Raw genomic sequence first — 14891 nt, 5'->3', positions numbered from 1 at the left:
GGTATGCTTCGTTCAGTTACGTATTTATCATCACCGCCGATAAGAATCTGGCCGACCGACACACCAACCGTCTGGTGCCTACTTATACAAAGAAGATGTCATGGAACAAGTTACCTTTAATTCTTCATCACAATTTCAAGCCTGAACATTGGCGTATCGCTAATCCTGCCCTTTAACCAAAAGCCCGGTCTGGGCCAGGCTTTATCGAAGAATGCTCTGGCGTCTATTCAGCTTGCCGATGCAACATCTTGGATGTACTTCTCGTAGATCGGCTCGGATGTACCCTTCTTCATCTTGCGGATGAAGTACTTCTCGAAGGCGATCTTGGCCATATGTACCCATTTCCCCTTCTTGAACCAGGCGACATTTCGCGGCGGAATCTGTGGCAGGGCGACAAAAGCAGCACCTGTGTCTCCCATATCCGCCAGACAGATGGCATTCCAGGTAGCCAGGGTAGTGCCTTCCTTGCCGTTCAGGGTATCCGCAATGTTATGCACGATTGCGGTCACCATCGACTCGATCATGTAACCGGTCTTGGGCGCACCGGTTGGCACAGCAGTCGTTTCCACCGGCGGGATGGCAATGCAGACACCGGCAGCGTAGATATTTCCATAGGTCGGGTTGCGCTGGTGGTCATCCACGAAGACAAAGCCCCGAGGGTTGCAAAGCCCCTCAACATTGGCAACCGCATCGACACCCTTGAAGGCTGGTAGCATCATGGAGAATTTGAATGGCAGTTCGATCTCCTTGATCCTATGGCCGGAATCATCGTACTGCTCAATGAACATCAAACCCGCTTCAACCTTGATCACCTTTGCATTGGTGATCCAGTTGATATGGTGGGCGCGAAAATCACTCTCCAGAAAACCCTTGGAGTCGCCGACGCCACCCAGACCGAGATGGCCGACATAGGGCTCAGAAGTCACGTAGGTCATGGGAACCTTATCGCGAAGTTTGCGCTTGCGCAGGTCCGAATCTACGATAAAGGAAAATTCGTAGGCCGGGCCAAAACAACTGGCGAAGGGCATGGCGCCGATCACCACCTGCCCCGGATCCTCGAGCAGTGCCTGATAGGCTTCATAAGTCTTTTCGGCATGATCCACAGTACAGATCGAATGGGTATGCGCCTGAGGCCCTGAGCCCTCGACCTCTTCAAAAGCCAGCCTCGGGCCGGTGGCAATTACCAGATAGTCGTATTCGATGACTTCGCCGCCATCCATCTCGAGCTTGTTGTTTTTCGCATCGATCTTGTCGACCCGTTTGGCGATAAAGTTGATGCCTTTACGCTCCACGTGTGGACGAATATCGAAGGTGATATGCGACCGCTCACGCCAGCCCACAGCCAGCCAGGGATTTGACGGCACGAACTGGAAATACTCCCGCTCGTTGATCAGCGTCACCTCATGTTCGCGCCCCAATTCGGCGCGTAATTCATAAGCACAGGGCATTCCACCAGTGCCAGCACCCACTACAACGATATGCGCCATAAATCACTCCTCCAACCCAATTTTTCTTACACGGAAAGGTCAGACAGTCCTGCCGATCCGCTCAATTGTTAAAACTCGCACACGATACAACCAACCACCTGAAAATTAAAGAATTATAAGTAATTCAGCAGGAACCAATACAGCCGGAACGCGCTTCATAACACCAGCCAGGTGGTGGGGGAGCGCTGTGTCGCCAGCGTCAACCGTTCAATGATTTGAGGCGTATGCAACTTCACTCCTTCACGAACCAGTGCGGCGGAATTATTCGCTTCACTGAGGTGGGCAGCCACCAGATGCTGCAGCCTCTGATGATCGATACGCGCCAGAAGTTCGAGGGACTGACGATTGCTCAGATGTCCCAGCACGCCACCCACCCGCGCCTGCAACCGGGGCGGGTAGGGTCCGGCGCGCAACATTTCGGTATCGTGGTTGAACTCCAGCTGCAAAGCGTCGCAGTTGGAAAGATTTTCGACGATATGCGGCGTGATGTGCCCGGCATCAGTCAGTAAACCAAGAGATACCCCATCCGCCTGAAAAACAAACTGGCAGGGTTCACGGGCGTCGTGAGGTACCGGATAGGGTGTGATTTTCAGGTCACCGATAGAGAAGGAACCGGCATGACTATCGATACAGTGCAGCATCGGTATCTCACCGCACCTGGCGCCTCTGTAGGTACCGGCAGTCATCCAGGCGGGAAGTTTATAACGGCGGGTAAGCGGCCCCAAACCATTCACATGGTCGGAGTGCTCGTGGGTGATGAGGAGTGCATCCAGGGAGTCCGCAGCCACATCCAGCAAACCGAGCCGCCGTTCGATCTCCCTCGCAGGAAAACCGCAATCCACCAACACCCGCACATGGCCGGTTTCGATCAGCAGCGCGTTCCCTTTGCTGCCACTTCCCAACGACGCAAAACGCACGTCACTATTCGGGCAAATATGAGATTGTCGAGTTAACGGATATTCTCATGCAGCAGCGTCAAAATACGCAGTGCTGTCGATGAATTATCACGTTCTCCCTGCGAGTTGAGCACGGTTACCCGGCTCGTCTTACCCTCGGCTTCGAGTTTGACCTGGTACTGATTCTCATCGTCGAGCTTATCATCCGACCAGAAAGCGAGTTTAGAGAAGAAGCCCTTCCCCTTGCCGCCCTCCTTGTCGGGATCGATGTAGCGGACAAAATAGATCCCTTCAGAGCGATTGCGATCCTCTACCGCAAAACCAACACGATCAAGGGCAACGCCGGTCAGGCGCCAACCTCTGGCAAAACCTTCATTGATGATGAGGTAGGCCTCGGTCGCGGATTTCACCAGTTCAGAACGTGCCTTGCGCTCCTCTTTGCGCGCCAACGCCTGTTCAGCATGTTCCCCGCTCACGCCCAGATAGACCATCAGGCGACGCAGCATCTCCGCCTCGACGCCAGGATCGTTTGGCCGTGGCGTCCAGTAGGTGGTATCTGCATCGCCTCCAATCTTCTCCACAAGCTTCTCTTCAAGACCCCTGTGGGTCAGATAGAGTTCAGTAGTGCCGGTTTTTTCACCCTCTTCGAGGCGTACACGAAACTGATCGCGGGTGGCGGAAGAGTAGACGCTGTCCAGAACCTTGCGAAACAGTTCTGTGATTGTACCCTGCTTGACATCTGCCCGACTCTCAAGCCAGTCGGTACGCATGATGCCAACGGTGGGATCCTGTTCCACCAGCAGCAGACCGTTTTGGCGCCAGAATTCCACCACCCTGGGCCAGACTTCGTCTGGCGTGGCGTTGATGAGCAACCAGCGCTGATTGCCATCACGTTTGACCTCGATATCCTTCACATGGGGCAAAACGGTACTGCCGGCCAGCCTGGGTGTGGTTGAACCTCCATCCTGCCGGTAAGTGGCGTACTCCGAGTAGGAGGCGCTTCCCGCCGCGCCCGCCTCCGGCACCCTCAATGCATCATTGATCGCAGAGCGGGAAAGGTCTGGGGGCACTTCAAGGTTGTCTACCATCTCCCGTTGGTTTCTGTACTCCGTCTGTTTGTCGGAGAAGATATCCCCGGTTGAGCTGCAACCGTGGAGCAGAACAGCGAGGGCCGGGATGAGAATCAGTCGTTTAACAGTATGCAGCATAGCTGGGTTCGATCTTTTGATAACCTTGAGTTCCCGCAAATTTGCGGATAATTATTACTGGTTTAGCAGACGCCAGCCTGCTCCATGGCAGCCCGTACTTTTGGCTGGTGTACCTCAGAGAGCCAGGTCAGCGGCAAGCGGATACCTTTCGACGCCAAGCCCATTTCAACCACCGCCCACTTCACTGGAATAGGGTTGGATTCGACAAATAACGCCGCATGCAGCGCCGCCACTTCAGCATCCAACCGCTCTGCGGCCTCGCGCTCCCCGGCCAAGGCCGCTTCGCACATCTGCCGCATCAGCTTAGGCGCCACATTCGAAGTTACGGAGATCACCCCGTCGCCGCCAATCAGCATCGACTCGCAGCCGGTTGCATCGTCTCCGCTGTAGATAGCGAAATCGGGTCCGCAAAGCTCGCGGATCCGCGTCACCCGCTGCAAATCGCCGCTGGCTTCCTTGACGCCGATGATGTTCTCCACCTCTGCCAACCGAGCCACAGTCTCGGGCAGCATGTCGCAGGCGGTACGGCCTGGAACATTATAGAGAATTTGTGGGATATCGACCGCTTCCGCCACTGCCTTGTGGTGCAGATAGAGGCCCTCCTGGGTCGGCTTGTTGTAATAGGGGGTCACTAACAGGCAGGCATCCGCCCCTGCCTCCATGGCACAGCGTGTCAGGCTGATCGCCTCTGTGGTCGAATTGGCTCCGGTACCTGCAATGACAGGAATCCTGCCCGCAGCGTATTCAACCACCTTGCGGATCACGCCGCAGTGCTCGGTCTCGTCCAGCGTGGCGGATTCACCTGTGGTGCCCATCACGATGATAGCATCCGTCCCCATTTCGACATGGAAGTCCACCAGACGATAGAGCGCCTCATCGTCCAGACTACCGCCCTCCTTCATGGGAGTGACCATCGCCACCATGCTGCCGCGAAACATCTCTTCGAAAACCCTCGGTACCAAGCTCAATCCGCTATGTTATCCTGCGACTTGCGATGCTGACAAGTCGACTGGAAAAGCGATTTGCCGGACGGGAGCCGTCGACGTGTTACACTTCGAATCAGATACCCATAAAATGTTGGCGCTTTTCCAGCCGCCCGTACATGATGCAGGCGGGTACTCAATGCCCCCCCGCTTCAGGCGCACACTCAGAAAAAACAACACGCAGATAAATGACCACTCCAAACAGCTTCCTTGTAATCTCCGCACTGGGCAAGGACCGCCCCGGCATCGTTAACGCACTTTCGAAGAAGATTCTGGACGATGGATGCAATATCGCCGATAGTCGCATGACTGTACTTGGTGGCGAATTCGCTATCCTACTGCTGATCGAGGGGCAGTGGAATACCCTTGCCAAGCTGGAAAACGCCCTGCCGGAACTGGAACAGGAACTTGACCTTACCATCATCACCAAACGTACTGAGGAGCGACCCCGTCCACAAATCTGCTGCCTTATGCTGTAGACGTGGTCGCCATGGATCACCCCGGCATCGTAAACCACCTGGCGGAATTTTTTTCCGAGCGGGGCATCAATATCGAAGACATGGTGACATCGAGCTACGCTGCTCCGCACACCGGCACCCCGATGTTCGCCGTACACATGAATGTGGGCATCCCATCCGATCTGCATATTGCCGGGTTGCGGGACGAGTTCATGGACTACTGTGACGGGTTAAACCTCGATGCCGTCCTCGAGCCCGTCAAGGGCTGAACTCAGGAGAATATTTGACCATGGCAGCTATCGCCATCGGAAAACCGGTGCCGGACATCGAACTGCCCGCCACCAGCGACAAGACGCTTAAACTGTCAGATTTTCGTGGCAAACCCGTCGTGCTCTATTTCTATCCCAAGGCCAGCACACCCGGATGCACCCAGGAGGGTCGGGATTTCACTGCGGCAATCAACAAGTTTCGACGTCAATCGACAGTCATCATCGGTGTCTCCCGCGACGGCATCAAGTCCCAGGAAAATTTCAAGGTGAAACAGGCCTTTCCCTTCGAACTCCTGTCGGATAAGGAGGAGGCGCTCTGCAACGCCTTCGACGTCATCAAGATGAAGAATATGTACGGCAAGAAGGTGCGCGGCATCGAGCGCAGCACTTTTCTCATTGATGAGTCGGGCCTCCTGCGAAAAGAGTGGCGCAAGGTAAAGGTCAAAGGACATATCGATGAAGTCCTGGACACGGTCAAGGCGATGCGCGCCGGAAAATAGAGCCGCCCTACCACCACGCGGAACATGAAGATGTCAGAAGCAAAAAACGACCGCCTCTTTGTCCTGGATACCAACGTGCTGATGCACGATCCCACCGCCCTGTTCCGCTTCAAGGAGCACGATATCTTCCTGCCGATGGTGGTGCTTGAAGAACTCGACAAGGGCAAAAAGGGTATGTCCGAAGTCGCACGCAACGCGCGTCAGACCAGCCGCTTTCTGGATGAGCTGATGTGCGGCGCCAACAGCAGTGAAATCAGCCAGGGATTGTCCCTCAACACACTGCAACTCAACGGCAACCAGGCGGATTCTGTAACTGGACGCCTCTTCTTCCAGACAACCCCCGTCATAAGCCATCTACCTGACAGCCTGCCGGGCAATACGCCGGACAACAACATCCTGGCAACCGCCATGGGGCTACAGGAGACACATCCACACAAGCTCGTAATTCTGGTCTCCAAGGATATCAACCTGCGCATCAAGGCTGCAGTCCTGGGCATTCGGGCGGAGGATTACTCCAGTGACCAAGTGCTGGACGACGTCAATCTTCTTTATCGCGGTGAGGAAAAACTGCCGGACGATTTCTGGGACCACCATACGAAAGAGGTTGAAGCCTGGCAGGAAGAGGGCCGAACCTTCTACCGGGTCAGCGGCCCGGACGCCCGCGAATGGTATCCCAGCCAATGCCTCTACCTGGAGGGTGATCACGGTATCGAGGGTATAGTTCGGCGTCGGGAGGGTGACGATGCAATCATTGAGCTGGTCGATGACTTTCGTCACCAGAAACATACCGTCTGGGGCATCAATGCCCGCAACCGGGAACAAAACTTCGCCCTCAATATGCTGCTCGACCCGGAACTCGACTTCGTCACCCTGTTGGGCACTGCTGGCACCGGCAAGACCCTGCTGGCACTGGCGGCAGGACTGATGCAGACGCTGGACCAGAACCTCTACCGGGAAATCATCATGACCCGGGTGACGGTACCCGTAGGGGAGGACATCGGTTTTCTACCCGGCACAGAGGAGGAGAAGATGACGCCCTGGATGGGTGCGCTGATGGACAATCTGGAGGTGCTCACCCAGACCGAGGGAGGAGAATGGGGCCGTGCCGCCACCGAGGATCTGTTGCGCAGCCGCATCCGCATCCACTCACTCAACTTCATGCGTGGAAGGACATTTCTGAACAAATACATCATCCTGGACGAGGCACAAAACCTGACGCCGAAGCAGATGAAGACGCTCATCACACGGGCCGGACCAGGGACCAAGATCGTCTGCCTGGGGAACGTGGCGCAGATCGATACGCCCTATCTGACGGAGACCACTTCAGGCCTCACATACGCCGTCGATCGCTTCAAGAATTGGCCCTACAGCGGACATATCACTCTGTTGCGGGGAGAGCGTTCCCGTCTGGCGGATTTTGCCTCGGAAAACCTGTAACTCAAGTTTCGGAGTTCAAGCTATCCTGAAAAGATGAAGGGCGGCGCTTAATTCATCTGGCAGGGTGCAACCTATCAATCCAAACTGCCTCGCTCGACGATCTGCCGCAAGGCTGCGGCCGAGAGCTTGTATACATCCGCGATCTGCTCATAGACGGTATTCAGATCACTTCCATCACGTTCACGGCCTTTGGTCTCCAACTCCCTGGCCAAAACGGAGAGTTCGATCGCCCCCACATTGGCACTGCTCGATTTCAATGAATGAGCGGGCCCCACCAGGGCGTCCAGATCCCTGGACTGAACTGCCTGCCTGATTCCATCCATCAGATCAGGCGCACTGTTCAGATAACTCTCCAGCACCATAATGAAGTCCTCATCCATGATCTCGAACAACTCCTCCACTACCGCAGTATCTATGACATCGTAGGACACTTTTTCCCCCTCCACATCCGTTGGCTGCTCCTGAGTCTGCGAAAATACCGCTGATTCAGCAGAATCTTCCGGAACATCCACTTGATCTTGCAACACCTCCTGCATGGGCAACCACTGCCGCAGCATATTTTCCAACGCCGCTGGCTTGACCGGCTTGGACAGATAATCATCCATCCCTGCCGCCAGGCACCGTTCCCGATCCCCCACCATCGCGTTTGCCGTCATTGCGATGACCGGCAGTCGGGCAAGTCCCTGCTGCTGTTCACGCTGCCGGATGGCGTCCGTCGCCTCGTAACCATCCATTCGAGGCATCTGACAGTCCATCAGTACAACATCAAAATTCTCTCTACCGACCGCCTGCATTGCCTGGACACCATCCGTCGCGGTGACTGGCTGTAACCCCGCCTTCTGCAGAATCTTCCTTACCACTGCCAGATTGACCGGATTGTCCTCCACCACCAGGACCTTACCGACCAGCGGGGTGTGTTGAGGTAGTGGCGCTTCTTCGGCCATCTCCACCGTTGACGGCTCATCCAGCATCTCAGCATGCCCATCATCCCAGCCGAAAGATTCGTCAGGCATTCTTGGCATAGGCTGTTCCGCTGTTACCGAGCCTGCGCCTGACACCGTCTCAACATCAAGCATCCGTTTGAATCTCTGCTCCACCTCCACCCTGTGAACCGGGGCGTTCAATATCTCAATGCCCTGACGACTAAGGGTCTTGGCATCTGAAGCAGTGGGGTCCAACACCAGAAACTTGACCTGAAACAGCATGGGATTGGTCTTGATATCCTCGATCATCTTCAAGATTCCATAAGCTGAAACCCGACCATCGATAACGATCAGTTCATAACTCCAGCTCTCTCCCAGGTTGGCTGATGCCTGGAGCTTGGATATCGCATCGTAACTATCCGCAGCCTGCTCAAAAACCATTCCCCAATCCCGCATAAAGGCCGCAATGCTATGGGCAACCTCATCATGCGCCAGAATCAAGGCGCGTGCGCCCTGCAGATCCCGTCGCGCCGAAGGCACCTCTTCCAACGATTTGCGCAATGGCACGACAAACCAGAAGAGGGAGCCTTTGCCCTTCTTCGATTTGACCCCAATGCGTCCACTCATGAGCTCCGTCAAACGCTTGCAGATCGCCAAACCCAGTCCGGTCCCTCCATGTGTGCGGGTGGTGGATGCATCTGCCTGCGAGAAAGGCAGAAAAAGCCTCTCTACCGCCTCTTCCGACATGCCGACACCGGTATCACGTACTGCAAAGAGCAATTCCACCTCGGTACGGGTAGCGTGCCTGATGGAAACTTCCACGGAGATACCACCTTTTTTGGTAAATTTAATTGCATTACTCACCAAGTTCGTCAGAATTTGCCGCAGCCGAATCGGGTCTCCACGGACTGCGGGTGGCACATCCTGATCTATCCGATAGCTGATTTTAAGTTTTCTGCGGACTGCAGCGTTCGTCATCAGGACGGTTACCTGCTCCACCAGTTCACGAATATTGAGTTCGATGAACTCCAACTCCAGTTTGCCGGCCTCAACCTTGGAAAAATCCAGAATATCGTTGATGATGCTCAACAGCAGCTGGGATGAGTTGAGCGCGGTATTGACGAATTGGCGCTGTTCTCTCTCCAGCTTGGTCTCCCGCAGCATCTCCAGAATGGGAAGAATGCCGTTCAGAGGGGTACGAATCTCATGGCTCATGGTAGCTAAAAATTCTGTCTTGGCCATATTCGCGCTCTCAGCCGCCTCCTTGGCCAACGAGAGCTCCCGTTCGACATCCTGCCGTTGATCATTTTCCGCACTCAGACGATTGGACAACTCCGACAACTGGGTCTCCGTCTCCATCAGCCGTTCGCGCAGCAAAGTGCGGTTGGCCGACATCAGCAGAAAGCGCTGTTGAGCGGCCGTCATCCACATGGAGAGGATCCCCAGTGCCAGCAGATAGGCGATGAGTCCCACCCAGGCGCCTTCCTGTAATCCCATACCCGAGAGGGTCATATTCAGGATCACCGGCAGTGATGCCGCCAGAATAAAGACCAGGCTCACCAAGCCATCCACTGTCAGCAAAATAGCAGAGAGAAGCACCACGACGCCAATCAGGGCATAGCTCAGCAGAGACTCGTGGGACATAGGCTGCAACAATAGAAATATCAGTGCAGCAGACCAGGCCAAGCCCAACAACAAAACACCCGGAAGAAAGGGAAAACGCCAGTTGAGCAGATTGGAAACAGCCGCGCGGCGGGCAAAGAAGGTCAAAACAGCCTGTAAAAGCAGGATAGCGAGCAGCACCCCACCCCAAACCTGACCGCGGGCAAATTCCCACGCGTTGTTGATGAAGAAAAAGATGGCGGCTCCCACCAGATTGGCAAGAATCAGTACAACGCCACTGCTATAGAGCAGCCTGACCTGTTCAGCCTTTACCTTGATATCTTCAAAATTATTTTCCGTCATCAATCAACACTGTCAGTAAGAGCCACGGGACAAGGGTGGCTGGAATGTTTCAACGCAGATTCAATGGACACAAGATGAACCACGCCCTGGGCCAACAAGCCCTGACGCAGATCAGACAACCATACTGTCCTTGCGGACCAGCAGCCCTCTCCCACCAAATATGTCATTCCACAAAATCCCTTTTCGTTCCTAAGTTAGCATATAGGCAGTTATTTCGCTCCTGATAAAACCTGTTTCGGCCGCATGGAAAAAAACTATAATCCCGTTTATTATTTTTCAACATCTTTCTAAAATCCTGTAAACTTTTGTCATGATTTTTATGCAAGCAGAACTTGTCGTCCCGGTTTTGAAAAAAACTTCATAATCGGTCTGTCCAATAATAAAATCTAAACACCCATAAGGATGTCTGAGTCCAACAACATTCATAAACAGAGCATTGGCGAATTGAAGCAGGTTTTCCTGCGGCACTTGCCGGAGCGCATGACGGCTATTGACGATGTATGGCGTTCACTCACATCGAATGCTTGGGATAGCGACAAACTATTTCGTCTTTTTCAGAGAATTCAGGACCTGGCTGGCGCCAGCAGTCGTTTTGGACTTGTCAGAGTCAGTGAAACGCTCTATTCGATGGAAGCCTATCTCGGCACACTCCTCGACACTGATCGAAAACCTGAAATAGAGGTAATAAGCCACCTGAACGAAAGCCTTATGTCACTCCATGATGCGGTGGATGAATTGGGGCAAAACAAAACGGGGGCCGGTAAAGGCAAAGGCTGTCTGCTGCATTATCTACGTTATGCTCAGGATATCGTACCCAGCCTCATCCAGACCCTGGAGGCGGAGAACTGCCAGATTTTGACCTTCAACCAGGCCGATGACCTGTTGGGTGAACTGGAAAAGAAGCTGCCTGACGGCCTACTCATTGACTGCCAGCTGCTAGCTCAGCTCAAGCCGATTTTCGATGAACTGGAGCGGCTTGAACAACGTGACATAGAGAGACCGAAGCTGATCTTTCTCTCCCGATCCAACGATTTGGAACTCCGCCTCCAGGCAATGCGTATCGGTGCTGTTGGCTATTTCACTCCCCCATTCAATATTCCCAACCTGACAGGGAAGATTCTGCAACTGGTAAAACCCGACAGAGAGAAAACCTATCGGGTACTCATCGTTGAGGATGACCCTTCTCAGGCGGATTTTGCGGCGGTTATTCTGCGCAAAGCCAATATCGAAACCCTGGCTGTCACCGATCCACTCAAGGTAATGGATATTCTTGATCAGTTCCGGCCGGATCTTATCCTGATGGACCTTTATATGCCGGGGGCCAACGGCATCGAACTCACCAGCATCATTCGAGAACAGGAGGAGTTCGTCAGCATACCCATCGTTTTTCTCTCCGGAGAGCAGAATGCAGACAAACAGCTGGATGCACTGAGTGTCGGCGGAGACGACTTCATCTCAAAGCCTATTCGTCCCCGTCACCTGGTGACTGCCGTCAATAACCGCATTCAGCGGGCCAGACACATCCGTTCCGCCCAGTCCACACCCAATCAACGGGACCCTGTCACAGGCCTCCATACCCGGCGATTTTTCTTTATGCAACTGGACAGGCAACTTGTGCCTGCCTCACCACCGGCCCAAATATTGGGCGTTTTCTATATTGAGCTGGGAAACCTCAGTGAGATTCGCATCGGCACCAACGAAACTCAGATCAACCGATTACTTGGCCAGCTCGGCAGCCGAATAGCCGGACTGGTCGAACCTCAGGACGTGGCCGCGCGCAACAGTGACGACTCAATTCTGTTGTTGGCAAACCGGCCACACAAAAAGAACCTGGAGGCACAGGCAGAGGCAATTCGAAAGGCAATATCGGATACCCCCTTCGAAATCGATGGTTTGAAGCTTAGACTTGAAGCCAGCATTGGTATCAGCTTCAACAACGGGCACGATCACAGCAGCTCCGAAATGGTTACCAGAAGCTCCCTTGCATCAGCCAACGCACAGGCAGCTGGAGGGAATAGAACGGTCGTGTTCAATGAGGGGCGACACATTCAAAAGGAAAACACTCAAACATCGGACACTCCGCTTGAAGAATTGGTCCGGAAGGGTCTCGAAGAGAACGCATTTCAACTGGTCATTCTACCTTTAGCCAGCACTGAACAGCAGGCCTACATCTTCCACGAGCTACTGCCACGGATTCGATCCGAACAGGGAGAGACCATCCCTGCAGAGCAGATTCTGCAAACCGCCAAACGCATAGACAGGCTAAGCGACGTCGAGCGTTGGCTCTGCGGGGAAGCAATCTCAATTCTGGATGAACGGCGCCATGAAGGGCGACAGACCAGCATAGTCATTCATCAATCAGCTGCCTCCATTGAGGATATGGGGCGTTTACAGTGGATTCGTGATCAGCTCCGCCGCCGCCAACTGGTGGGTACCGGGCTCCACATGGAGTTCGATCTCGCTGATCTGGCTTTCGATCTAAAGCGTTCAAAAGCCTTCATTCGGGCACTGCGCGAAATGGGCATCAACATCTCACTCGCCCGGTTTCTCGGTAACGATGCGGCCTTTAAAGTACTCAACTATCTGGGGGCAAATTTCATCAGACTGTCCAAGAAATTGTTGCACAGTGAAGAGGCCGCAATTGTCGGCATCTCCAGCAAACTGCACGAATCCCATATCAAAATCATCCTTCCCAGAGTCGACAAATCCGATCAGATTGCGCCAGCCTGGATCAAGCACGCTGATATTATGCAGCCGGATTTGCAGAATAATTCCGGCGAATCATGAAGTCGAGCCTCCGACCTTGATCACCGATTCCCAACAAATCGACCGGATCATCGACTGCTTCGGTTTTCTGCGCCGGAAAGACCCGACATTCAAGCGACTTTTTTTCCAGGCTGCCACGGTCGTCCATTTGAACAAGCCGCAATCCATCTGCCACGAGGGTATGTCATGCACCCACCTGGCATTGCTAATCAGCGGCACTGCACGCATCTACAAGCTGGGAGAGAATGGCCGTGAAATCACTCTCTATCGCATCGGCAGAGGAGAGAGCTGCATCTTGACGGCATCCTGCATCATCAGCAACACCCCCTTCCCTGCCATTGCCGTCTGCGAAGAGGCGTTGGAGGCAGTGTTGATACCCACTGCCGAGGCACAGAACTGGATGAGCCGGTTTCCGGTTTGGCAGGAATATCTCTTTGGACTCATCTCAGAGCGTCTCGCCGAAATCATCACAGTGGTGGAAGAGATCGCTTTTCGGCGGGTTGACCATCGACTTGCGGCCTATCTGTTAAAACGTGCCGAATCGAATGGCAGTCGGGCAATAAAGGTAACACATCAGGAGATCGCTTCAGACCTGGGCACCTCCCGCGAGGTCATCAGCCGCATCCTAAAGGATTTTGAAAGCCACCAGGCAATCAGCGTCAAGCGGGGCAGTATCGATCTGCTGGACATCCAGGCGTTGAGCGACCAACTGTAGAAGGCCGGTTCAAGCGTAGCGGAACCGGCAAACACGGATCGTACTACTGGATCTTTCGCCTGATCCGCTACGCTTGATCATGCCTACGGAGGCTGTCGGGTTTATCCGTTTGACTGGTAACTGCTCCTGCGTTACCCGCACTTCCGCCATCCAGGGATTTGCAGCCAAACAGTGTTAAATCCGACAGCCTCCTACGGACTCGTTGAAGCAAAGACACCCTCTCTGCGACCTTTGCGTCATCTAGGAGATCCGGACACGCTGAGCCAATGTGACTAAGTCACATACATTCGACGCAGCCACGAGTAGCATTCTGGGCATGGCGTTGCCTCTCATGCTATTGAGGCTCGCCTCCTTCATCAACAGATCAGGAGAAAAAGATGACTAAGAACGTTGGCGGAATAGAAAAAATTCTTCGTATTATCGTAGGTATTGCCCTACTTGCCTGGGGGTTCATCCTGAGCGACCCAATCAACTGGTGGGGCGCTATCGGTGCTGTGCCCCTGTTTACCGCATTAATGGGCTGGTGTCCCCTCTACTCAATTATTGGCGTCAACACCAACAAGAGTTGATCCCGGCCAAGCCCCGACGGGGGGCACCGACGCCATCAGTGTCGTGCCTCTCGCTTCGGGGTTACCTCCAGGTTGGACGGGGGCCGATTCACTCAGGGCCCTCGATTACGACGGCCAGGCCAACTGGCCAAAACCGCCTGCACGAGTGGCTAAAGGAATGGCAAAAAGACGTCCAAAACCCCAAAATCCTCCAAACACCAGGATCGCAAATAAATGATTGCCACTGCAGATTAACAACTCAGAGAAGAGTAACGGCACTAAATACATTCCCATCCAGCCTGAATCACGAAGCAAGAGGCTGCGAGCCAGGCAAAATCGGGAGACCAGCCCCACTGAAACCAAGCGACGAAAGCACTGGAAGGTGACCACAGCCGCCCCGATGTAGGGAATGATCACCGAAAAAGACCTACGGCCACACTACAAGTAACAAAGCGTAATTCAGTCCCAAATAACAGGAGAAAGTGGCATAACTCGCCGCCCAGATGATAATAATTTCCCAAAAACTTCGCGCACATAGTTACCGACTGATCCACATCTCTCCACACCGTCCCTGCGAACTTTCGGGTGTTTTGGCAGGTACTGATAATCCAATCCAGATCACCACTGTCTTCTTTGAGAAAAAAGAAGACTAGTAACGGCATCAGAATCAGATAGACTAGCAGGGTAATAATGCCACTACCGAGGAGCAATACGCAACTGAACGAAGTACAATGAT

General features: G+C 53.9%; 11 protein-coding genes and 2 pseudogenes. 6 read left to right on the top strand and 7 right to left on the bottom strand.

Annotated features, from left to right (window positions below):
- Positions 1–227: 227 nt before the first annotated feature.
- From G9Q73_RS05975 to dapA, 4 genes are all read right to left on the bottom strand, one after another.
- Entirely contained in the window at positions 228–1487 is a 1260-nt protein-coding gene (locus G9Q73_RS05975) for an NAD(P)/FAD-dependent oxidoreductase (RefSeq protein WP_177418981.1), read from the bottom strand.
- Positions 1488–1642: 155 nt separating this feature from the next.
- Positions 1643–2404: an MBL fold metallo-hydrolase gene (locus G9Q73_RS05970; RefSeq protein WP_177418980.1), complete on the bottom strand. Its 762-nt coding sequence runs from the start codon at positions 2402–2404 to the stop codon at positions 1643–1645.
- A 32-nt stretch (positions 2405–2436) separates the two neighbouring features.
- Entirely contained in the window at positions 2437–3591 is a 1155-nt protein-coding gene (gene bamC, locus G9Q73_RS05965) for an NlpB/DapX family lipoprotein (RefSeq protein ID WP_177418979.1), read from the bottom strand.
- Between the two features lie 62 nt (positions 3592–3653).
- Complete coding sequence (gene dapA / locus G9Q73_RS05960; RefSeq protein WP_177421293.1) at positions 3654–4529, bottom strand: 4-hydroxy-tetrahydrodipicolinate synthase; 876 nt, start codon at positions 4527–4529, stop codon at positions 3654–3656.
- Positions 4530–4762: 233 nt separating this feature from the next.
- Between dapA and G9Q73_RS05955 the strand changes: the two are divergent.
- From G9Q73_RS05955 to G9Q73_RS05945, 3 genes and pseudogenes are all read left to right on the top strand, one after another.
- A pseudogene (locus G9Q73_RS05955) lies at positions 4763–5301 on the top strand (glycine cleavage system transcriptional repressor).
- A gap of 20 nt (positions 5302–5321) precedes the next feature.
- Complete coding sequence (locus G9Q73_RS05950) at positions 5322–5801, top strand: peroxiredoxin (protein ID WP_177418978.1); 480 nt, start codon at positions 5322–5324, stop codon at positions 5799–5801.
- A 30-nt stretch (positions 5802–5831) separates the two neighbouring features.
- A complete protein-coding gene (locus G9Q73_RS05945) occupies positions 5832–7238 on the top strand; it encodes a PhoH family protein (RefSeq protein WP_177418977.1) in 1407 nt (468 codons plus the stop codon).
- A 74-nt stretch (positions 7239–7312) separates the two neighbouring features.
- Here the strand turns inward: G9Q73_RS05945 and G9Q73_RS05940 are convergent, their stop codons facing one another.
- Complete coding sequence (locus tag G9Q73_RS05940) at positions 7313–10126, bottom strand: response regulator (protein WP_177418976.1); 2814 nt, start codon at positions 10124–10126, stop codon at positions 7313–7315.
- A 402-nt stretch (positions 10127–10528) separates the two neighbouring features.
- On the opposite strand from G9Q73_RS05940, the gene G9Q73_RS05935 reads away from it, so the two are divergent.
- From G9Q73_RS05935 to G9Q73_RS05925, 3 genes are all read left to right on the top strand, one after another.
- A complete protein-coding gene (locus tag G9Q73_RS05935; protein ID WP_177418975.1) occupies positions 10529–12913 on the top strand; it encodes a response regulator in 2385 nt (794 codons plus the stop codon).
- 16 nt (positions 12914–12929) lie between these two features.
- Entirely contained in the window at positions 12930–13607 is a 678-nt protein-coding gene (locus G9Q73_RS05930) for a Crp/Fnr family transcriptional regulator (protein ID WP_246345059.1), read from the top strand.
- 377 nt (positions 13608–13984) lie between these two features.
- Entirely contained in the window at positions 13985–14176 is a 192-nt protein-coding gene (locus tag G9Q73_RS05925) for a YgaP family membrane protein (protein WP_177418974.1), read from the top strand.
- 105 nt (positions 14177–14281) lie between these two features.
- Here the strand turns inward: G9Q73_RS05925 and G9Q73_RS05920 are convergent, their stop codons facing one another.
- Both G9Q73_RS05920 and G9Q73_RS19185 read right to left on the bottom strand, forming a co-directional pair.
- The gene (locus tag G9Q73_RS05920; protein WP_177418973.1) at positions 14282–14572 is read right to left on the bottom strand and encodes a hypothetical protein; all 291 of its coding nucleotides are present in this window, start codon (positions 14570–14572) and stop codon (positions 14282–14284) included.
- Positions 14569–14891, bottom strand: a pseudogene (locus tag G9Q73_RS19185) (hypothetical protein); the annotation flags it as partial. The pseudogene G9Q73_RS19185 and the gene G9Q73_RS05920, both read right to left, overlap by 4 nt.

Source organism: endosymbiont of Lamellibrachia barhami, assembly GCF_011947365.2.
In the GTDB taxonomy this organism is placed as follows: domain Bacteria; phylum Pseudomonadota; class Gammaproteobacteria; order Chromatiales; family Chromatiaceae; genus QGON01.
Note: the sequence above shows the minus strand (reverse complement) of the source record. Positions and strands in the feature narration are given on the sequence as shown.